This is a genomic window from Pseudomonas cremoris (genome assembly GCF_014230465.1).
This window is the reverse complement of the sequence record NZ_JAAXCY010000003.1, coordinates 499,251-520,319: the sequence shown is the minus strand read 5'-3', so window position 1 is coordinate 520,319 and position 21,069 is coordinate 499,251. Positions and strand designations below refer to the sequence as shown.

Genomic DNA, 21,069 nt, shown 5'->3' with positions numbered 1-21,069 from the left:
GACTTTTTATCGATTGTTGCCGCTACCGGCCAGCCGGTCCAATACCGCCTCGAATCAATAACAAGAGCGACATCTATGGCGACCTGCGGCGAAGTATTGGTCAACCTCCTGGAAGGCTACGGCGTGGACCAGGTGTTTGGCATCCCCGGCGTGCACACCGTGGAGCTGTATCGCGGCCTGGCCCGCTCCAGCATCCGTCACGTCACACCGCGCCATGAACAGGGCGCCGGCTTCATGGCCGACGGCTATGCGCGCACCAGCGGCAAGCCCGGCGTGTGCTTCATCATCACCGGCCCCGGCATGACCAATATCACCACGGCCATGGGCCAGTCCTACGCCGACTCGATCCCGATGCTGGTGATTTCCAGCGTGCAGTCGCGCAGCCAGTTGGGCGGCGGACGCGGCAAGCTGCATGAGCTGCCGAACCAGGGCGCGATGATGGCGGGTGTCGCGGCGTTCTCCCATACCTTGATGTCGGCGGCAGAATTGCCCGGCGTATTGGCGCGGGCGTTTGCGTTGTTCCAGGCCGGGCGGCCGCGCCCGGTGCATATCGAGATTCCACTGGATGTGCTGGTAGAAAACGCCGACGCGTTGCTGGGCAGTGAACCCGTCAGCGTGGCCCGTGCCGGCGCGGCGCCATCGGCGGTGAAGCAGATGAGCCAATTGCTGGCGGCGGCCAAGCGGCCATTGATCCTGGCCGGTGGCGGCGCCATTGATGCGGCGCCTGAGTTGACCCGTCTTGCCGAAACACTGGGGGCGCCAGTGGCGCTGACAATCAACGCCAAAGGCATGCTGCCCGGGGCTCACCCGCTGCTGATCGGTTCGACCCAGACCCTGGTCGCCACTCGCGCCCTGGTGGCCGAAGCGGACGTGGTGTTGGCCATCGGCACCGAACTGGCGGAGACCGACTACGACGTGACCTTCGCCGGCGGTTTCGAGATTCCCGGCGCGTTGCTGCGCATCGATATCGACCCCGACCAGACCGTGCGCAACTACCCGCCGCAGGTCGCCCTGGTAGCCGACGCGCAGATCGCCGCCGCCGCACTCCTGGCCGAGTTAAACAACACGCCATTACCGACTCGCGATGCCAGTTGGGGCCCTCAACGCGTCGCCCGTTTGTGGGCCGAATTGACGCCTGCCTGGGACGCCGCCACCCGCGCGCAAACCCTGTTCCTCAACACCGTCCTGCAAGAACTGCCCGAGGCCGTGCTGGTGGGCGATTCCACCCAGCCGGTGTACAGCGGCAACCTGACGCTGAACCCCGACCACCCGCGCCGTTGGTTCAACTCGTCCACCGGCTACGGCACCTTGGGCTACGCCCTGCCGGCCGCCATCGGCGCCTGGTTGGGGCGTGGTGACGGGCAACCGGTGGTGTGCCTGATCGGCGACGGCGGGCTGCAATTCACCCTGCCAGAACTGGCCAGCGCCGTCGAAGCCCGCACGCCAGTCATCGTGCTGCTGTGGAATAACCAGGGTTATGAAGAGATCAAGAAATACATGGTCAACCGCGCCATCGAGCCGGTCGGCGTAGACATCTACACCCCAGACTTTATCGGGGTCGCCAAGGCACTCGGGTGCGCCGCCGAAAGCATCCAGGGCATCGAGCATTTGCGCTCTGCATTGCGGGCTGCGGCTGATCGCCAGGGGCCGACGCTGATTGAAATCGACCAGGGACGTTGGATGCAGGAGGTAGCAGCATGAGCACAGTATTGAACGGTGTGTATATCGATGGCGCGTGGCGTGCGGGCCAGGCTGTACTGGACGTGATCAACCCGGCCACCGAGGCGACGTTGGCCCAGGTCAACGTGGGCGATGCCGTGGCGGTGACGCAGGCCGTGGATGCAGCCAGCGCCGCGTTCGGCGACTGGTCAAAAAGCACCGGACGCGATCGCGGCGCGCTGTTGCGCAGGGTCGCCCAGGGCGTCAGTGAACAACGCGAACACCTGATGCACGTTCAGTCGAGCAACAACGGCAAGCCGCTGTTTGAAGCGGGCATTGACGTGGACGACGTGATCGCCACCTTCGAGTACTACGCCGGCATCGCCGAAGCGATGGACGCAGGCCAGGACCAGCCAGTGACGCTGCCCAGCGCGGACTTCAGCGCGCGCCTGCGTCGTGAGCCGTGCGGTGTGGTCGGGCTGATCGTGCCGTGGAATTTCCCGATGGTCACCACCGCCTGGAAACTCGCCCCGGCCCTCGCCGCCGGGTGCTGCGTGGTGCTCAAACCTTCCGAAGTCACGCCGTTGGCCGAACTGCAGTTGGCGCGCATCATTGCCGACGCGGGTTTCCCTGCAGGTGTGTTCAACCTGGTGTGCGGCACGGGCCTGGCCGTGGGTGCACCGCTGGCGGCGGACCCTCGCGTGGCGAAGATTTCCTTCACCGGCAGTAACGCCGTCGGTGTGCAGGTGATGCAACGCGCCGCCGAAACCATCAAGGGTGTGAGCCTGGAGTTGGGCGGTAAATCCTCGTTGTTGGTCATGGCCGATGCCGACCTTGATCTGGCAGTGGAACTGGCCTGCGGCGGTGGTTTTTTCAACGCGGGGCAGATGTGCTCTGCCACCAGTCGCGTGCTGGTGGCCGACAGCCTGGCAGATGAATTCCTGCAACGGTTACAAGCGCGGGCGGAAAGTATTCGCGTCGCCGATCCGTTTTCCGACGATGTTGAGATGGGCGCGCTGATCAATCGTGCGCAGTACCAACGAGTACAGGGGCATATCCAGCGAGGCATCGATGACGGTGCACGGTTGTTGTGCGGCGGTGAGCGTCCGGCGGATCTGCCGAACGGCTTTTTCATTCGGCCAACGGTGTTTACCGACGTGCCGCTGGACAGCGCGTTGTGGAATGAAGAAATCTTCGGCCCGGTGCTGTGCGTCAGACGTTTTGCCACCGAGGACGAGGCAATCGCCCTGGCCAACGACAGTGATTTCGGTCTGGTGGCCAGCGTGGTCAGCGCCAACACCGAAACCGCCGAGCGTGTGGCCAATGCGCTGCAGGCCGGGATGGTGTGGATCAACGCACCCCAAGTGATCTTCCCGCAGACGGCTTGGGGTGGTTACAAGCAGAGCAGCATTGGTCGTGAACTGGGGCCGTGGGGGTTAGCGGCGTTCCAGGAGATCAAACACGTGATCCGCGCCCACTGACCTGTAGTGAGCGGGCTTGTCCCGCGCTGGGGCAAGCCCGCTCACTACAGGCCCACTCAACACGCAATTTTTAGATAGGGCCTGCGACTTTCTGATTTGCCCCCAACCCCTGGCCGTGGCCTGATTCGCGCCTGTTCACTCAAGGCTGGCCCATGGAAAACGTTCACGCAAAACCCACCACAGCCGTTTGGCTGATGATCAGTGTCGTATTGGTCGCCCTTAACCTGCGCCCGTCGATGGCGGCCGTGGGGCCTTTGTTGTCATCGATTCGCGGCGATGTGCCGCTGAGCTTCAGCAGCGCGGCGTTACTGACCATGTTGCCGGTGATGGCCATGGGCTTGGCGATGTTTTTTGGCATGGGCCTGGCCAAGCGCTTCGGTGAACATCGCAGCATTGTGCTGTCGTTGCTGGTGATTGGTGTTGCCACGCTGTCGCGGTTGTTCCTCGATTCAGCGCTTGAGCTGATCGTCAGCGCCATCGCCGCCGGTGTGGGCATCGCGATGATCCAGGCGGTGATGCCGGCGCTGATCAAGTCGCGGTTCAGCGATAACGTCTCGTTGTTCATGGGCTTGTATGTCACGGCGATCATGGGCGGCGCCGCGTTGGCGGCGTCGTTCTCACCGTTCGTGCAAGTGCAGACCGGCAGTTGGCGCATCGGCCTGGCGGTGTGGGCGGCGCTCGCGGCGTTGGCCTTGGTGTTCTGGTACGCGCAGCGCTCGGTGTTGCCGCCGCTGCCCCACGCCGGTTCCGGCCCACAAGCGTCATTTTTCGGCAACGCGCGCGCGTGGCTGCTGGCGATCTTCTTTGGCTTGGGTACGGCGTCCTATACCTGCGTACTCGCGTGGCTGGCGCCGTACTACGTGGAACAAGGCTGGAGCGAGCAGAACGCGGGTTTGCTGCTGGGCTTCCTGACCGCCATGGAAGTGATCTCCGGCCTGATCACCCCAGCAATCGCCAACCGTCGCCAGGATAAACGCGCGGTGGTTGCTGTGCTGCTGGTGCTGATCATCCTCGGGTTCTGTGGCCTGATCCTCAGCCCGCAATACCTTAGCCTGCTGTGGCCGTGCCTGCTGGGCCTGGGCATCGGCGGCCTGTTTCCGATGAGCCTGATCCTGTCCCTCGACCACCTGGACAACCCGCGCCGCGCCGGAGGCCTCACCGCGTTTGTGCAAGGCATCGGTTACTTGATCGCCGGTTTGTCGCCGTTGATCGCCGGCATGATCCGCGACCAGTTGGGCAGCTTCGAATGGGCCTGGTGGTCACTCGCGGCGGTGGTGGTGGTGATGCTGCTGATGGTCACGCGCTTCAACCCTGCGCATTACGCCCGGCATATCCGCTGACGTCGTGTTGCAAACAGTATTTGTCTCACTCCAAACATAGAAACGACCTACAGAGCCTTCTTATGGTACGACCGTTCCGTTAAGCTTTTGCCCTTGTCGCGCACTGCCACAGTGCCAAGGCTTACCGGATGGAATGGATGCTAAACAGTAACTTGCTCAGAAAGCTCGACATGCAGGACTTGATGGTATTTATCGCCGTCTACGACCAGAGCAGCGTTACCGAAGTGTCCGAAACGTTGTTCGTCAGCCAGTCCACCGTGAGCTACAGCTTGAAGAAGCTGCGCACCAGCTTCGAAGACGAGTTGTTTATCAACACGCGGGCGGGCATGCGCCCGACGTACAAGGCCACCACCATGTATGGCCATGTGCAGAAGATCCTCGAAAGCATCAACCTGTGCCACGCCGGCGGCCAGGCATTCGACCCGACGCAAAAGGCCGTGACCTTCAATGTGTGTGCCCCGGAATATTTCGAGCAACTGATCCTGCCGCGCCTACTGAAGAACTTCGACCGCGCCGACTTACCGGTGATCGTCAATGTGCAAAAGCTGGAAACCGATATCCCCGCCGACGACCTGCGTGAGGGCCGTCTCGACCTGGTGATCTGCTTCGGCCCGAACTTCCACCGCGCCCACAAAGACTTCAAGACCCAGATGCTGTTGGAGGACGATTTAGTCTGTGTGTTCGACAAACGCTCAGCCCCTCGGGAACCGGCATTCAGCCTGCAATCCTTCGTCGAACGGCGCCACGTGTTCCCTACGCCGTGGACCTCCGACACCAACATGATCGACGGCTGGCTCACACGTCAGGGTCACAAGCGCCAGGTCATCGCTCGCGCCAACAGCTATGGCGCGGCGTTGAAGATGATCACCGCCACCGACTTCATCGTCACCCTGCCCCGCCGCGTGCAAAAGCTGCTGGCGCCCGCGTCGACATTTGGCCACTGCGAAGCGCCCAACGGACTGCCGGGCTTTACCTTGGATATGCAGTGGAATGAAACCAGCGAACAGGACAGCGCCAATACCTGGTTTCGTGAGCAGGTGGTCAAGGTGTGCGCGGATCAGGGGTTATTGTAGTGAGCGGGCTTGTCCCGCGCTGGGGGGCGAAGCCGCCCTAAAACCAAACGCCGCATTCTGTCAGACAGAATGCGGCGTTTTTATTGGGGCGGCTTCGCCCCCCAGCGCGGGACAAGCCCGCTCACTACAACAGCCCGTTCACCACATGATGCTCCGGGACGGCAAAGGTCAGCCGATGGCGACTTTGCTGTAGGAGTCGCGATCAATGTCCAGCAACTCGACACTCAATTGCACCTGCACGCCTTCCGGCCATGGGCCAAGGTCCTGCACCACGGCCAGCAGGCTTTCCGATAGCTGCTGTTTGATCTGTGACGAACGCCCACTGAGCAACGCCAGACGCACCGCAACAAACCCACGCTCGTTCAGGCCGGTGCCGACACGGAAGCTCTCGACCTTGAGCGCACGGCTCTTGATATCAAACTCGGCGCCGAACTGACCGGAAGCCACCAGTGCGTGGTTCAGGCGCAACAGGGCCTTGTCGGTGTCCAGTTGCGTCAGGTTGGCGGTGTATTCCAAGTGCAGGTGCGGCATGGGTTTCTCCAAGTTTTTTGTAGGAAGATTCTTAGGTATATCACGAGGCATCACGCCTCAGGCGTGAAAGCTCTGTCAGTCAGGGTTTGGCCGCCAATCCTCGATCACTCATGAACGCTTCCAGCCGCGAACGCACCCAGCGCTCGGCGGGGTCAGTGTCCACGTGACTGAGCCAGACCATGGACAAATCCAAGGTTGGCGTTTCGAACGGAAACGGCTCGCAAAACAACTGGCCCGACACCGCCATGGCCTCGGCGGTGTAGTCCGGCAAGCTGGCAATCAGGTCCGTCCCGGCCAGCAACGCCGGCAGCGCGCTGTACTGCGGCACCGACAGCACCACCTGGCGCTTGCGGCCGATTTCCGCCAGCCACTCATCGGCAAACCCTGACACGTTGGCGGTGTGGGACACCAGCACGTGGGGCCGTGAGCAGTACTCGTCGAGGGTCAGCGGCGTGTCCGAAGGGTCTGCCCGCAGGATGCGCGGGTGGATATGGCGCAACAGCTTGCGCTTGGCGTTGGCCGGCAGGCCTCGGGTCTGGGTAATGCCCACGGTGATGTCACCGGAGGCGAGCAGATCGGGAATGCGCCAATAGTCGACATGCTGCACCACAAACACCACCGACGGTGCTTCCCGGCGCAAGGTGCGCAGCAGGGGTGGCAGCAGGCCAAATTCAACGTCATCGGACAATCCGATACGGAAGGTCATGGTGCTGATGGACGGGTCGAAATCGTGGGTCAGGCTCAGGGCCGACGACAGTGAATCCAGAGCGGGCGACAGATGCTGGATGATTTCCTCGGCACGCGCCGTGGGCTCCATGCGGTGGCCTACGCGAATAAACAGCGGATCATTAAACAAGGTGCGCAATCGGTTGAGGGCCGAGCTGATGGTCGGCTGCCCCAGAAACAGCTTCTCGGCCACCCGTGTCACATTGCGCTCCAGCATCAGCGCTTCGAACACCACCATCAGGTTGATGTCAGCCTTGCGTAATTCATTGCGATTCATCGGCGCCTGCCCCTTCCCCAAGACAAGCCGCAGTTTAGAAAGCCCGCGGGGCTGCGTCTATGTGCACACTGTTCATCCGGTGGCTTTGGGACTATAAATCAGCTCTTGAAGGTCGCAGGAACACTACTGTGCTGGTCATTATTGCCTTGGCCGTTGTCGTGGCCGGGTTCTGTCTCTGGGTTGTCCAATTCATCGCCACGCCCACCGTGAGGACGCTGCTGCGCGTGTTTATCGGTTTATGCCTGGCGGCGGTGATCGCGTTTCTGGTGCTGGCCGCGGGTTTTCCGACTTCGTTACTGGTGTAACCCCCCTTTGATTGCTTCTGGAATGGATGCCCCGCTGTGATAAAAAAACTCTGCCTGGCCTCGCTGGTGCTGATCGCCAGCTGTGCGCCGTATCAACACTATGCGGCGCCTGTCCAAGGTCCGCGTGCGCAAATCAAAAGCGAGCTGTACACGCCAAACAGCTACAACTACTTGCTGTCTGTAGGTGTATCCACCGACACCGACTGCCGCCTGGGACGGCAGGCGGCTCGGGGCAAGGAGACCGAATTGTTCTCCGTTTACAACGCCACGCCTCGCCCCCAGGGCTTTCAAGAGATTGCCGCCAACACCCCACTGCACCTGGTGCTGCAAGGCTCAGCGAGCGCCGGCCGCGTGTGTACCCTTGAATTCATCACTGAGTTCGCCGCGAATGGGCGTTACCTGCTCAAAGGCGGGATGCTTGAAAATGGCGGGCTCTGCCGGATCGAAGTGGTCAACGCCGACACGGGCGCTTCGCTCGCTCAATTCGAAACACCGACCCAAGTACCGCCCGCTTCCACGGAGTCCTATTCCTGGAGGCAATTGATGGACCAAAAAGGCTGCTATCTCCCCTCTTCTGACAAGGATCGCCAACCATGAAATTTGCCTACACCATCATCTACGTGCCCGACGTGGCCGCCTCCCTGGCGTTTTTCGAAAAGGCCTTCGGTTTCAGTCGCCGTTTCCTGCATGAGTCCGGCACCTATGGCGAATTGGAAACCGGCGATACCACGCTGTCGTTTGCTGCCCATGAGTTGGGCGAGATGAATTTCAAGGGTGGCCACGTTGAAGCGCACACCTCCCGGCAGCCGCTAGGCATGGAAGTGGGGTTCGTGACTGAAGATGTGCTGGTCGCCCATGCAAAAGCACTGGCAAACGGCGCGACGCAATTGTCGGCACCGAGTGCCAAGCCGTGGGGCCAAGTGGTGTCTTATGTGCGTTGCCCGGACGGGACGCTGGTGGAGCTTTGCACGCCAATCCAAGGCTGACACAAAACTAATGTGGGAGCGGGCTTGTGTGGGAGCGGGCTTGCTCGCGAAAGCGGAGTGCCAGTCAACAGATATATTGGCTGACCCACCGCATTCGCGAGCAAGCCCGCTCCCACATTTGATCTTCGCAGCCTCATGAATCAGGGTTTGAGCGGGCGCTCCTGGTCCCGCTCAGACAGTTCGGTCCCATCATCGGGATGCTTCCAAGTTTGCGGTTTCTCTTCCTCGTGCCGCTTTGGTTGCTCAGGCTTCGTCTCATCCCGCCGCTTCTGTTGGTCAGTCATTGCCACCTCCCATCCGTAAGAATTGGTCACAGTTCAAGCATAGATCAGGGCCGATAGTTTGACCGGAACCGATGATTGATAGCCTGTGCGCATCAATACATCCAAATAACTCACTTATCATTTCTAAATGTGTCAGCCACTATCCGCGGTCTTAAGCGAAACAAGCACTTTAAAAAGAACGCTGGAGACACAAAACCATGACTAGCCCTACCCGGCCCGACTCTGCCCGCTCGAAAGTTGGTGCGGTATTCCGCGTTACTTCGGGCAACTTCCTCGAACAGTTCGACTTCTTTCTGTTCGGTTTCTACGCCACCTATATTGCTGCCGCGTTCTTCCCCGCCGCTAATGAGTTTGCGTCATTAATGATGACCTTCGCCGTGTTCGGCGCGGGCTTCTTGATGCGTCCGTTGGGCGCGATCATTTTGGGTGCCTATATCGATGACGTTGGTCGTCGCAAAGGCCTGATCGTGACACTGTCGATCATGGCCAGCGGCACGCTGCTGATCGTGTTGGTGCCCGGTTATCACACCATTGGCCTGTGGGCCCCGGCGCTGGTGCTGTTGGGCCGCTTGCTGCAAGGCTTCTCGGCCGGCGCGGAACTGGGCGGTGTCTCGGTCTACCTCGCCGAAATGGCCACCCCCGGCCGCAAGGGTTTCTACACCAGCTGGCAATCGGGCAGCCAACAGATCTCCATCGTGGTCGCCGCCGCTCTGGGTTATGGCCTGAACGTGTGGATGGAACCCGCCGTGGTCGCCGATTGGGGCTGGCGTATTCCGTTCGCCATTGGCTGCGTGATCATCCCGTTCATCTTCATCCTGCGTCGTAACCTGCAGGAAACCGAAGAGTTCGCCAACCGCAAACATCGCCCGACCATGCGCGAAGTGCTGGCTACCCTGGTGAAAAACTGGACCGTGGTGATCGGCGGCATGCTGATGGTGGCCATGACCACCACTGCGTTCTACCTGATCACTGTGTACGCCCCGACCTTCGGCAAGACCGTGCTGCAGCTGAGCACCTCCGATGCCCTGCTGGTGACTTTGCTGGTAGCGGTGTCGAACTTTGTCTGGCTGCCGATCGGCGGCACCCTCAGTGACCGCTTCGGCCGCAAGCCGGTGCTGATCGCCATGACCGCCCTGACCGTGATCACCGCCTACCCGGCGCTGTCGTTCGTGGTCAACGCGCCAAGCTTCGCCCATATGCTGGAAACCCTGCTGTGGTTCTCCTTCCTGTATGGCATGTACAACGGCGCGATGATCCCAGCCCTCACCGAGATCATGCCGGTAGAAGTACGCGTGGCCGGTTTCTCCCTGGCCTACAGCTTGGCGACCGCGATCTTCGGTGGCTTCACCCCGGCGATCTCCACCTGGTTTATTCACATCACCGAAGACAAGGCCTCACCGGCGTACTGGATGATGTTTGCCGCAGCGTGCGCCCTGTGCTCGACCTTGGCGCTGTATCGCCGCGCCAGTACCCGTGGGCAGGTGATCCGGGAGGCGGTGTGATGATGCCTCTGTTCAAGACCCTGACGGCCCTGGCCCTCGGCGCACTGGCGCTGACGGCCCAGGCCGAAGAGCTGAAGGTGATGACCTCCGGTGGCTTTACTGCCGCTTATAAATTGCTGGGCCCGCAGTATGCCCAGCACAGCGGCGACACCTTGGACACAATCCTCGGCCCATCGATGGGCAAGGCGCCGGAAGCGATTCCCAACCGCCTGGCCCGTGGTGAACACGCCGACGTGGTGATCATGGTCGGCTACGCCCTGGATGACTTGATCAAACAAGGCAAAGTCGACAAGGCGTCCCGCGTGGAATTGGCGGACTCGCGCATCGGCCTGGTGGTGAAGGCAGGCGCAGCCAAACCGGCCATCGGTACCGATGCAGAACTCAAGGCCGTGCTGAGCAAGGCCAAGTCCGTGGCGTATTCGGACAGTGCCAGCGGCGTGTATGTCGAGAAGGAGTTGTTCAAGAAACTCGGCATGCCCGCCAAAGGCACCATGATCGAACGCATCCCGGTGGCCGAGCAGGTCGCCAAGGGTGACTACGAAGTGGGCTTGCAGCAGGTGGCGGAACTGCTGCCGGTAAAGGGCGTGACCTACGTCGGTAAGATCCCGGAAGACGTGCAATCAGTGACGCGCTTTGCGGCGGGCATTCCGGTGAACGCCGAACACCCTGAGCAGGCCAAGGCGCTGTTGCAGTACCTGGCCTCGCCCGAGGCGCAACCGGTGGTGCAAGCCACCGGCCTGGACTCGGTGTCACGCTGATCGGAACGGCATCTCTCGCACCAGTCGCTCCAACTCCAACGCCGCCGGCGGCAATGTCCGCCCGCGGCGTTTTATCAAGCCCACATTGCGCATCACCTGCGGCTCCACCAGCGGCACACTCACCAGGATCGGGTGCGTGCCGGCCGGCATCGCAATCGAGGGCACCATCGCCACACCCAGGCCCGCCTCCACCAGCCCGATCATCGTGGTCACGTGGTGCGTTTCGCAGATACTCGGTTTTTTCACCCTCACGCCGCGCAAGGCCTGGTCCAACAGGAAGCGGTTGCCCGAGGTCTTGTCCACGGTGATGTAGTCGTGCTCGTAGGCTTCGGCCCACGGTACGCTCTCGCGCCCGGCCAGCGGGTGATCACGACGACAGGCCAGCACATAGCGCTCCTGCAGCAGCAGTTCGAACTCCACTTCATCGGCCAGGCTGCCGCTGAAACTCACGCCAAAATCCGCCTCGCCGCTTTCCACCGCGTTGCACACCTCACCGGCACTGGCATCCAGCACCCGCAGGCGAATTTTCGGGTACAGCTTGTGGAACTCGGAGATCACGTGGGGCATGAAGTAGTACGCCGTGGACGGCACACAGGCGATGGTGACGTTGCCCATGCGCGTGGAGGCGACGTTGCTGATGCCCATCAGCGCCACGTCGAGGTCGTCGAGCATGCGCTCCACTTGCGGCAGGAACGCGCGTCCAACCATGGTCAGGCTGACCCGCCGCGTAGTGCGTTCGAACAGCTTGACGTCGAGGGCAGACTCAAGCTTTTCGATACGCCGGCTGAGGGCGGGCTGCGAAATACGGATGGCCTCGGCAGCCCCGCGAAAACTGCCCTTGTCTACCACGGCGCGGAAGGCTTGGAGGTCGTTGAGGTCGAAGTTGATGATCACGAGGATGGGCCAGGGTGGTCGATTTGGGGAGCATTATCGTACGAATGCGCCGGCAACAGTCCTACGTGCATTTAAAAAACACCCTCACCTGCGTAGTCTGCATGCCAAACCCAATCGACTGAGCGATCAATGACCACCGCATCCAATAACAAAAAACCAATGCGCCTATGGCGACTGGGGGCCTGCCTCCTGGGCGCTCCTTGCATCGCCGCCCTCGGTTTCTTTGCCTGGCAAAGTTTCTATCCCGTGAGTGCGGCGGCCGGTTGGAGTGTCCAGGTAGTCCATCGCGACGTGGCGAAAGCGGCATCGTTGATGCCGTTGTCGGACGGGTCGCTGGTGGTTAGCCAAGAGCTCGACAAGGGTAAGGGCAGCATCGTGCGCATCCACCCCGACGGCTCGCGTGAGGTGCTGGTGGCTGACCTGTCCAAACCCGACGGCATCGTGCCAACCCGTGGTGGCTGGGTGTTCAGCCAGGAGTCCGATGGCTTGCCCGTCAGCTTCTATAAGGACGGCGTGGTCACCGAACTGTTCAAGGGTGACAGCGTGCAAGGCCTGTGGGTTGAGGGCGACGATCTCTACGCCATCGAAGACCGCAAGCCGGCCGGGCGCTTGCTGCGTTATCGCTGGAGCGATCAGTCCCTGACGGTGTTACGCGACCAGGTGCAGGAAGGCGAAGCCATCGTGCGTTGCACCGACGGACGCCTGCTCTACAACGAGAAGAAAAAAGGTGTGGTGCGTGAGCTGTCCGCCGACGGCAGCGACCCGGTGGTGCTGAGCAATCTGAACCAGCCGACCTTTCTGATGTGCGACGAGCGCGGGCTGTGGGTCAATGAAGATGCCACGCACCGCGCGCGGTTGTTGCTGATTGATAAACAGGGGCGCCAGAAGACCGTTCTCTCCTTCCTCAAAGCCCCCCAGTCGATTGTGCCAACCGGACATGGGACTTATCTGCTGGCCGAGGGTGGGAGAAGTCGCGTGCTGGAACTGACGCCGGAATAACCTCAGGCCTTAGGGCGCTCTCTCGTTTGGTAGGCGACACCCTACGAGAGCACGTCGTCCGCACGCGCAAGAACGTTAAGAGATGCAACCGGGAAACGAGATGTCATAAATATCAATAAGTTATTTGAGCCATTCACGAGCACAACACCGGCGAGCGACAATACTGGGAAGGTCAAAACCTCACCTGCGTATGCAACCCTTTTATGTTCCCAGGGCCAATTATGCGCAGCGATGACGGAAATGCCTTTGTGGAAGATTTCTTTGATAGCCACAGGCATAGAAAAACATAACCGGTTGCAATTCCTCCTGCTTGCGTAAGTCCCAACACGGGACTAGGATTTCCTCATGAGAATTATCGCGATCAGCCAACTCAAGTCGTTTTGGCAGAAATACCCTGATTCCGAACAACCATTGCTCGCCTGGATAGATGAAGCAAGGAACGCCGACTGGTCAACCCCGACAGATATCAAAGAGCAGTTTCGCAGCGCCAGCATTCTCAAGAGCCGGAGGGTTGTCTTCAACATCAAGGGCAACGACTACCGGCTCGTGGTCGCAGTGGCTTACCGTTACGGCGCTCTCTATATTAAGTTCGTCGGCACACATAAGCAGTACGACACGATAGACGCCGATACCGTTGAAACGGAGTAACCATGAAGATCCGACCTATCCACACTGAGCAGGACTACCAAGACGTACTCAAGTCTGTTTCCCCGCTATTCGACAATGAGCCCGAGCCCGGCACACCAGAAGGTGACTATTTTGATGTGATGATCACTTTGATCGAGGCCTATGAAGCGAAGCACTTCCCCGTTGACCTTCCTACTCCGATCGATGCCATTCGTTTCAGGATGGAACAATCGGGACTATCGGCAGCCGATCTAGTGCCCGCAATTGGTCGTCAAAATCGGGTTTATGAAGTGCTGAATGGGAAACGCGCACTGACATTGCCAATGATCTGGAAGTTGCATGAAATGTTTGGAATTCCGGCCGAAAGCCTGATAAGGCCGGTGAAACATGCGTGAAGGCAATTGCAGGTTGATCAAGCAGACCACGACAAAAAAGCCCGCCAAATATCGAGCTAGACAGGCTTTTTTTCGCGTGAATCCTTAAGCAGTTATCTGACTGGGCTAGAAAGCGCTTACTGGCAAGTCCCACCCTTGTGATGCGACCCTGTTCCGCCCACTGGATGCGTGCCTTTCGGACATCCCATTGCAAGCATCGGGCTAACAGCCAACACCACCAGCAAGCCCAGCAACGACAGCTTTCGCATAATATCCCTCCGTGACCATCACGACGAATGATAGCACAAAGATATCACACCTTTTACAACGCATATCGCCTTGTTACTTCACCCAGGCCTGCGGTCCACCGAAAAACGCCTGCGCATTACTGTCCAGCGTTTCCAGGTGGTAACCACCTTCCTGCACGATCACACACGGCAGTCCCAGGCCACGAATGCAGTCCCCCAGCCGCGCAAACCCTTCACGCGTCACCGCGACTTTGCTTTGCGGGTCCAGCTCGTAGATGTCGAAGCCCAGGGACAGCACCAGCACATCCGCCGAAAATTCCTTGACCGCCGCCAGGGCTTGTTCAAGTTTTTCGAAAAACAACGCCTCGCTGGCACCGTGGGGCATTGGCAGGTTGAGGTTGAAGCCTTCACCGCCGGCGTTTCCGCGCTCGTCGGCAAAACCGGCAACACCGGGGTAAAAGTTAGTGGGGTCGCCGTGGATCGAGACGTAGAGCACGTCGTCGCGGTCGTAGAAGATTTCCTGGATGCCCTGGCCGTGGTGCATGTCGGTGTCGAGCACGGCAACGCGCTGGAGGCCTTCACGCAGCACCTGTGCCGCTACTGCAGCGTTATTGATGTAGCAGAAACCACCGGCCGAATCGAAGCGCGCGTGGTGGCCCGGAGGACGACAGAGTGCATAGGCGGCGGGAGCGCCATCGAGGATGTCCTTGGCAGCGGCGACGGCGCTTTGGGCCGACCAGTAGGCCGAGCGCCAGGTGAGTTCGCCGATGGGGCAACTGCCATCGGCCAGGTAGCGCGCAGCCTGGGCAAGAATGCCGCGCAAGGCATTGGGCTCACGCACGAAGATGTTGGACATGACTTCATCGCCCCAGTCTTCGGGGACTTCCTTCCAGCGTTGATGCGCTTCTTCAAGGAAGGCTAGGTAAGGCTCACCGTGTACGGCCAGTAACGGTTCAAGGCCATGGTCCTGAGGTTGCTGGATCTCGAAGCCCAGGCTTTGCGCCGCCAGCAACAGATTGCGGGCACGCTCGGGGACTTCCTGGGGGGTGCGCATCTGTCCGCGTGAGTAGTAGCTGCGCGGGTGATGCAAGAGTTGTTCGGGGTGGAAAAACGTACGCATGGAATTCTCCTTACTGAACCTGGCCGGCGCGCTGCAGCACGGCGTTGAGCAATACATCGGTGCCCTGGCGCACGTCCTCGGGTAGCACGTCTTCAGCTTCGTTGTGGCTGAGGCCGCCGACGCAAGGGATGAAGATCATTGCGGTCGGGCAATAGCGCGCCAGGTGGATGGCATCGTGGCCGGCGCCGCTGACAATGGATTGCTGGCTGTAGCCAAGCGCGTCCACCGAGGCTTGCACGCAGGCGACACAATCTGCATCAAACGGCGTGGCTGGGCTGATCCAATGGGGGCTAATGGTGACACTCAGGCCACGTCTCTCGGCGATGGCCTGCAAACGCGCCCGTACTTGCTGCTCCATGGCGTCAATGTCGGCATCGCGGTGGTGGCGCAAGTCGACAGTGAAGTTCAGTAGCCCTGGAATGGTATTGCGCGACGACTTGGCAATGTTCAATTCACCGACGGTGGTGAGGCCTTCGGGAGCGAAATCCGCGGCGAGGTTTTCCAGGGCCTGGATCATTGTTGCAGCGCCATACAGCGCATCCTTGCGCAGCGGCATTGGCGTCGTTCCCGCATGGGCGGCCATGCCTTCGACGCGCACGTCCAACCAACGAATCGCTTGGCCGCCGGTAACCACGCCGATGCTCTTGGCGTTGTCTTCCAGGATCGGGCCCTGCTCGATATGCGCTTCGAAATACGCATACACCGCGCCACCCAACGGGCGCGAACCGTTATAGCCGGTAGCACGCAACGCCTCGGCCACGCTGATACCATCGCTATCCGCCGTGGCCAGGGCCTTGTCCAGCGCCAGGCTGCCTGTAAACACTGCCGAGCCGAGCATCGCCGGGGTAAAGCGCGCGCCTTCCTCGTTGGTCCACACTGCAATTTCCAGCGGCTTGCGGGTCTGGATGCCATGGTCATCAAGGCTGCGAATCACCTCCAGGCCAGCCAGTACGCCGTACACACCGTCAAAACGCCCGCCCTCGGGTTGGGTATCCAGATGGCTGCCCATCATCACCGGAGCGGCGTCGCTCTCGGTACCGGCGCGGCGGGCAAACAGGTTGCCGACGGCATCCACGCTCAGGGTCAGCCCGGCAGCTGTGCACCAGTGGCTGAACAGTTCACGACCGGCCTGGTCTTCGGCGCTCAAGGCCAATCGGCAACTGCCACCGCGCGCGGTCGCGCCGATCTCGGCCATGGCCATCAAGCTGGCCCACAGACGCTCTCCATTGATCTTCAACATTGTGCAATCTCCCTCAAACACTGTGTGCCATCTCAAGACGATGAGCCGTGGCGTGACGACGCGACAACGCCAATACACACACCAGCGAGACCGCCGCGATCAGGCTGTAGAACACTGCCATCGGCCACCACTGGCCCTGGCATTCATGGGCTAGCCACGTGCCGATCAATGGCGTGAGGCCACCGGCCAAGGCGCCGCATACCTGGTAGGCCAGGGAGATCGCGGTATACCGCACACGGGTTTCAAACAAGCCGCTGACAAAACCTGCGATCACCGCATAAAACGACGCCATGCACACCACCGCCAGGGCGATCCCCAGGATGATCAACGGCGCTTGGCCGCTGCTGACCAATACAAACATTGGGTACGGCGAAGCCATGGCCAGCACGGTCATGGCGCACAGGAAACGTGTCGCGCCGACCTTCTCGGCCACCCAGGCGGCCAGCGGCTGGACACAGAATTGGATGATGGCGACGACGAACAGGCACTCCAAAATCAGCGAGCGCGGTAGGCCCAGTTGCTGAGTGCTGTAGGCAATCATGAAGGTGTTGGTGAAATACACGCCGGCGATGCCCAGGGTATTGGCGCCGATGCACAACAGCAGTGGGCGCCATGCGGTTCGCAGCACCTCAATGACTGGTGCCTGGTCTTTTTTGATCGCACGCGCCTTTTCGGCCTGGGCTTTGTCTTCTAGGAATTCAGGCGACTCGTTCACGCCCAGGCGAATCGCCAGGCCGACAACCAACAGCAACGCACTGGCCAGGAATGGAACACGCCAGCCCCAACTCAGCAGGTCTTCTTCCGGCAAACGGGTGACCGCGCTGAACGCCAGCAGCGACAGGATCAAGCCCGCCGGGCTGCCCAGTTGGGCAAAAGAGGCAAAGAAGTTACGGCGCCCTTTCGGCGCATGCTCGCCGGCCATCAACACGGCTCCGCCCCACTCGCCACCCACCGCGATGCCTTGCACCACACGCAGCAGGATCAACAGCACCGGTGCCGCGACACCGATCTGCGCATAGGTGGGCAGCAGGCCGATGCACACCGTGACCACGCCCATCATCACCAGCGTGATGACCAGGGATTTCTTGCGCCCGATGCGGTCGCCAATATGCCCGAACACAATGCCGCCCAACGGCCGCGCAAAGAAGCCCACGGCAAATGTGCCGAACGCGGCCATGGTGCTAAACAGTTTGTCTTCGGAGGGGAAAAACAGCTGGCCGAATACCAGCGCAGCGGCGGTGGCATAGATGTAAAAGTCGTACCACTCGATCATGGTGCCGATAAAAGCGGCGGCCGCGGCACGGCGTGGCTGCGGCGAAGCGGAAGGCTTCATGGGGCAGGCTCCTTTGGTTATTTTTTTGGCAGGAGAAAAGTCGAACGCATGCGCTCTGTTGGCGCTTGTTGGGAGTGATTTTTTGTCGCGGGGCTATGATTAGTCAATTTTCTATTTATTATTCGAATTATAACGACAGCTTATTATCGAGCCACTCCATGTCCGAAGCCCGCCGCGATATCCACCCTCTGCTCAACGATCGCCTGGACTGGAACCTGCTGCGCACCTTCCGCGCGATCGGCCAGGAACTGAGCATCAGCCGCGCCGCCGCCCGCCTGCACTTGACCCAACCGGCTATCAGCCAGGCCCTCAAGCGCCTGGAAGAACAACTCGACTGCCAGCTCATCGCCCGCCGTGGCCCGCGCTTTGTGCTGACCGAGGCCGGCGAGCAAATCTTCGCCATCGCCGGCGAGATGTATGGCCAGGTCTCCCAGATGAGCAACGCCTTGCAAAAACCCGGCGATGAAGTGATCGGCAAAGTGCGCTTGCTGATGATCAGCCGGATCAATTCGGACACCTTCGATGACTTCCTCACGGGTTTTCACCGCGCACATCCTCGGGTCGACCTGGAAGTCGAAGTCATGCGCAGCTCGGACATCGTCGCCGCCCTTCTGGAAAAAACCGCGACCCTGGGTCTGAGCCTCAATCGGCGCCCACAGCCGCGCCTGGAACAGCACCTGTTCCTGCGCCAGCGCTACGCGTTTTTCTGTGGCCGGCACCATCCATTGTTTGGCCGCACCGGTTTGGCAGAGGGTGATTTGCAATCAGAAAACTTCGTGAGTTTCACCAGCGACCAGATCGGCGGGATGCTCTCGCCGTTGACGATCTTTCGCGATCAACAAGGGTTTAGCGGGCGTATTGTGGCGTCGTCGTCCAGCCTGGAAGAAGTGCGACGCTTGGTGATCGCCGGGTTCGGCCTGGGCTGCCTGCCGATCCATGTGGTCGCGGAGGATGTGAAGAACGGGCTCCTCTGGCGGCTACCGCCGGATGAGGGAATCGCGGACGTGGACATTCATCTGCTGTGGAATCGTGAGCAAAAGATGAGCCGGGCGGAGACGGTGTTTATCGAAAGCCTGACGGGACGGCTGGGGAGCTGACGTGGCGACCAAAATGCTCCTGTAATGAGCGGGCTTGTCGAATCGTCGCGCCGCCCGCGCGGGGTTGCGAAGCCGCCCTAAAACCTACTACCACAGCGAGCCTGATACACCGCGACGGTCTTGTTGGGGCGGCTTCGCCACCCAGCGCGGGACAAGCCCGCTCACTACATAATCGGGCCTGACGCAATACAATTGGCGCACTTTGCAAGTCACTTGGCGCCTTCCTGCTAGTGTAGGAACACCCTGCATAGACCATCCTTCGTGCACTGGCTAATTCAGCCGTCCCACACGAAGAGGTGTTCACATGTCCAAGATCTGGTTTATCACCGGCAGTTCCCGTGGCCTTGGCCGCGCCATCACCGAGGCCGTATTGCGCGCGGGTGATCGTGTGGTTGCCACTGCTCGCAATCCGCGCCAATTGGATGATTTGGTTGCCGAGTATGGCGCTGCGGTCTACCCCGTGCAGTTGGACGTGACCGATAACCAACAGGTCGAGAATGCGGTCACAGCGGCGGTGGCACACTTCGGCGGCCTGGATGTGGTGGTCAACAATGCGGGCTATGGTGACTTGGCGTCGGTAGAAGACGTGACGCTGGAGGATTTCAAGGCCCAGATCGATACCAACTTTTATGGCGTGGTACACGTGAGCAAGGCCGTATTGCCGGTGCTGCGCGCACAGGGCAGCGGGCACATCTTTCAGGTATCGTCCTTGGGCGGACGTATTGGCATGGCGGGCCTCGCCGCCTATCAGAGCGCCAAATGGGCCGTCGGCGGTTTTTCGACAGTGCTGGCGCAAGAAGTAAACCCGCTGGGGGTTCAAGTGACGGTGTTGGAGCCGGGCGGCATGAGGACTGATTGGTCGGGGGCTTCCATGACCATCCCGCCGATCAGCGAGCCCTACCAGCAAAGCGTTGGTGCCCTGGTTGAGCTGCTCAATTCCCCTGGCATTCTACCGACCGGCCCGGCTCGGGTTGCCGAGATCGTACTGGAGTTGGCGCTCAATAAAGACGCGCCCCTGCGCCTGCTGATCGGTAGCGATGCCGTGCAATACGCAGCCAAGGCCGCAGAAGACCTGGCTGCCTCCGACAAGAAATGGCATGACCTTAGCGTGTCGGCCTCTGACTGATTTGATTGCTTGAAACAAAAGGTAGCCCATGTCTGACGCACGCCAATCACGCTTCAATATTCCGGATGTTTTTTGGCAAGCCCTGAGAAGCATCGGTCTGGAGCCAGCAGCCGTGTTGCGTCAGGCGCGGCTGCCCGTCACGCTTAACCTGCATGAGCGCCGGGACCGCCGCCAGGTCAGTACCGAGGAGTTTTTCCGCTTGTGGGAGGCGATCGCCACGCTCAATCCGGACCCGGCCGCCGCTATCCAGATGGTGACCCAATTGGATAGCGCTACATTGCCGCCCGCAAGCTTCGTAGCATTTATTGCCCGCGATTTTCGGGATGGCTTGCATCGCCTCGCACGCTTCAAACAACTGTGCACGCTGGAGCGTGTCGGGGTAACAGAAGCAGGCAACACCTGCACAGTCACTGTCGATTGGTTGCGCACCCAGGCGCCACCTCCCACGCTCTTGATCGATGCAGCATTTGCCACGTTTGTTGAACTGGGCAGACGTGGCTCCGGGGTGCACATTCTCCCGCTAAGCATCGAATTGGCGCGACCGGAAAGCGGTCATGATGGATTGGCCGATTTTTTTGGCTGTGCCGTACGTTTCGGCGCCGAGCGCAATGCACTGGTATTTGACGCCGCCGACCTGAGCCGACCCTTTCCCAGCCATAACCCAGAACTGCTCGAGATGTTGAACCCTGCCCTGACTGCCGCATTGGCCGAAGCATCGGCACCGTCCACGATCAGCCTGCAGGTGAAAAGCGCCCTCAAGCGCATCCTCGCCAGCGGTCGACCGGAGATGGCCGAGGTGGCGCGGGAAATGGGCATGAGCGAGCGCACCTTGCAACGGCGCATTACCGAGGAAGGCACCAGCTTCCGCCAACTCATGCTGGAGACTCGCCAGGAAGTAGTACGCCATTTGCTGAGCGAACCGTCGATCGAGATAGAGGAAGTGGCATGCCTGCTCGGGTATGAAGACACCAACTCGTTTTATCGGGCCTTTCGCGCCTGGGAAGGGACGACTCCCGCTCGCTGGCGTGCCTCCCAGATCGATATGTACAAGTGAGCTAAACCATCGTTTTGCAAAGGCTGGCGCTGTAC

General features: G+C 60.5%; 21 protein-coding genes. 15 read left to right on the top strand and 6 right to left on the bottom strand.

Features of this window, described 5'->3' with window-relative positions:
* Positions 1–75: 75 nt before the first annotated feature.
* From HF257_RS09145 to HF257_RS09130, 4 genes are all read left to right on the top strand, one after another.
* Positions 76–1,701: a 5-guanidino-2-oxopentanoate decarboxylase gene (locus HF257_RS09145; RefSeq protein ID WP_185709420.1), complete on the top strand. Its 1,626-nt coding sequence runs from the start codon at positions 76–78 to the stop codon at positions 1,699–1,701.
* Positions 1,698–3,140, top strand: coding sequence for an aldehyde dehydrogenase family protein (locus HF257_RS09140; protein WP_185709421.1), 1,443 nt, complete (start codon positions 1,698–1,700; stop codon positions 3,138–3,140). The genes HF257_RS09145 and HF257_RS09140 overlap by 4 nt, the downstream gene beginning before the upstream one ends.
* 152 nt (positions 3,141–3,292) lie before the next feature.
* Entirely contained in the window at positions 3,293–4,480 is a 1,188-nt protein-coding gene (locus tag HF257_RS09135) for a cyanate transporter (protein ID WP_185709422.1), read from the top strand.
* A gap of 137 nt (positions 4,481–4,617) precedes the next feature.
* A complete protein-coding gene (locus tag HF257_RS09130) occupies positions 4,618–5,553 on the top strand; it encodes a LysR family transcriptional regulator (protein WP_185709423.1) in 936 nt (311 codons plus the stop codon).
* A 168-nt stretch (positions 5,554–5,721) separates the two neighbouring features.
* Here HF257_RS09130 and HF257_RS09125 read toward each other — a convergent pair whose 3' ends face one another.
* Entirely contained in the window at positions 5,722–6,084 is a 363-nt protein-coding gene (locus tag HF257_RS09125; RefSeq protein ID WP_185709424.1) for a 5-carboxymethyl-2-hydroxymuconate Delta-isomerase, read from the bottom strand.
* A 79-nt stretch (positions 6,085–6,163) separates the two neighbouring features.
* Complete coding sequence (locus HF257_RS09120; RefSeq protein ID WP_185709425.1) at positions 6,164–7,087, bottom strand: LysR family transcriptional regulator; 924 nt, start codon at positions 7,085–7,087, stop codon at positions 6,164–6,166.
* A 128-nt stretch (positions 7,088–7,215) separates the two neighbouring features.
* Between HF257_RS09120 and HF257_RS09115 the strand changes: the two genes are divergently transcribed.
* From HF257_RS09115 to HF257_RS09095, 5 genes are all read left to right on the top strand, one after another.
* A complete protein-coding gene (locus HF257_RS09115) occupies positions 7,216–7,392 on the top strand; it encodes a hypothetical protein (protein WP_185709426.1) in 177 nt (58 codons plus the stop codon).
* Between the two features lie 36 nt (positions 7,393–7,428).
* Positions 7,429–7,989 carry a hypothetical protein gene (locus HF257_RS09110; protein WP_185709427.1) on the top strand — a complete coding sequence of 187 codons (561 nt, stop codon included), beginning with the start codon at positions 7,429–7,431 and terminating at the stop codon, positions 7,987–7,989.
* The gene (locus HF257_RS09105) at positions 7,986–8,378 is read left to right on the top strand and encodes a VOC family protein (RefSeq protein WP_185709428.1); all 393 of its coding nucleotides are present in this window, start codon (positions 7,986–7,988) and stop codon (positions 8,376–8,378) included. The genes HF257_RS09110 and HF257_RS09105 overlap by 4 nt, the downstream gene beginning before the upstream one ends.
* 481 nt (positions 8,379–8,859) lie before the next feature.
* Positions 8,860–10,164: an MFS transporter gene (gene tcuC / locus HF257_RS09100; RefSeq protein ID WP_185709429.1), complete on the top strand. Its 1,305-nt coding sequence runs from the start codon at positions 8,860–8,862 to the stop codon at positions 10,162–10,164.
* Positions 10,164–10,922, top strand: a complete 759-nt coding sequence (locus HF257_RS09095; protein WP_185709430.1) for a substrate-binding domain-containing protein — start codon at positions 10,164–10,166, stop codon at positions 10,920–10,922. Before tcuC ends, HF257_RS09095 begins: the two co-directional genes overlap by 1 nt.
* On the opposite strand, the gene HF257_RS09090 is transcribed toward HF257_RS09095, so the two are convergent.
* A complete protein-coding gene (locus HF257_RS09090) occupies positions 10,914–11,816 on the bottom strand; it encodes a LysR family transcriptional regulator (RefSeq protein ID WP_185709431.1) in 903 nt (300 codons plus the stop codon). The two genes, HF257_RS09095 and HF257_RS09090, sit on opposite strands and share 9 nt — an antisense overlap.
* A 159-nt stretch (positions 11,817–11,975) precedes the next feature.
* Here HF257_RS09090 and HF257_RS09085 point away from each other — a divergent pair, with 159 nt between their 5' ends.
* The 3 genes from HF257_RS09085 (at position 11,976) to HF257_RS09075 (ending at position 13,837) form a co-directional block, all read left to right on the top strand.
* Positions 11,976–12,815: a hypothetical protein gene (locus HF257_RS09085; protein ID WP_185709508.1), complete on the top strand. Its 840-nt coding sequence runs from the start codon at positions 11,976–11,978 to the stop codon at positions 12,813–12,815.
* 345 nt (positions 12,816–13,160) lie between these two features.
* Entirely contained in the window at positions 13,161–13,463 is a 303-nt protein-coding gene (locus HF257_RS09080; RefSeq protein ID WP_185709432.1) for a type II toxin-antitoxin system HigB family toxin, read from the top strand.
* Positions 13,464–13,465: 2 nt separating this feature from the next.
* Positions 13,466–13,837, top strand: coding sequence for a helix-turn-helix domain-containing protein (locus HF257_RS09075; RefSeq protein ID WP_185709433.1), 372 nt, complete (start codon positions 13,466–13,468; stop codon positions 13,835–13,837).
* 321 nt (positions 13,838–14,158) lie between these two features.
* Here the strand turns inward: HF257_RS09075 and HF257_RS09070 are convergent, their stop codons facing one another.
* The 3 genes from HF257_RS09070 to HF257_RS09060 are packed head-to-tail and all read right to left on the bottom strand — an operon-like array spanning position 14,159 to position 17,757.
* On the bottom strand, positions 14,159–15,184 hold the full coding sequence (locus HF257_RS09070; protein ID WP_185709434.1) for a histone deacetylase family protein: 1,026 nt from the start codon (positions 15,182–15,184) through the stop codon (positions 14,159–14,161).
* A gap of 10 nt (positions 15,185–15,194) precedes the next feature.
* Complete coding sequence (locus HF257_RS09065; RefSeq protein WP_185709435.1) at positions 15,195–16,424, bottom strand: Zn-dependent hydrolase; 1,230 nt, start codon at positions 16,422–16,424, stop codon at positions 15,195–15,197.
* A gap of 13 nt (positions 16,425–16,437) precedes the next feature.
* Positions 16,438–17,757: an MFS transporter gene (locus HF257_RS09060; protein WP_185709436.1), complete on the bottom strand. Its 1,320-nt coding sequence runs from the start codon at positions 17,755–17,757 to the stop codon at positions 16,438–16,440.
* Between the two features lie 158 nt (positions 17,758–17,915).
* Here HF257_RS09060 and HF257_RS09055 point away from each other — a divergent pair, with 158 nt between their 5' ends.
* The 3 genes from HF257_RS09055 (at position 17,916) to HF257_RS09045 (ending at position 21,034) form a co-directional block, all read left to right on the top strand.
* Positions 17,916–18,854 (top strand): LysR family transcriptional regulator, encoded by a 939-nt coding sequence (locus HF257_RS09055; protein ID WP_185709437.1) that lies wholly within the window; start codon positions 17,916–17,918, stop codon positions 18,852–18,854.
* 304 nt (positions 18,855–19,158) lie between these two features.
* A complete protein-coding gene (locus HF257_RS09050) occupies positions 19,159–19,980 on the top strand; it encodes an SDR family NAD(P)-dependent oxidoreductase (RefSeq protein WP_185709438.1) in 822 nt (273 codons plus the stop codon).
* Between the two features lie 28 nt (positions 19,981–20,008).
* The gene (locus HF257_RS09045) at positions 20,009–21,034 is read left to right on the top strand and encodes an AraC family transcriptional regulator (RefSeq protein WP_185709439.1); all 1,026 of its coding nucleotides are present in this window, start codon (positions 20,009–20,011) and stop codon (positions 21,032–21,034) included.
* Positions 21,035–21,069 lie beyond the last annotated feature (35 nt).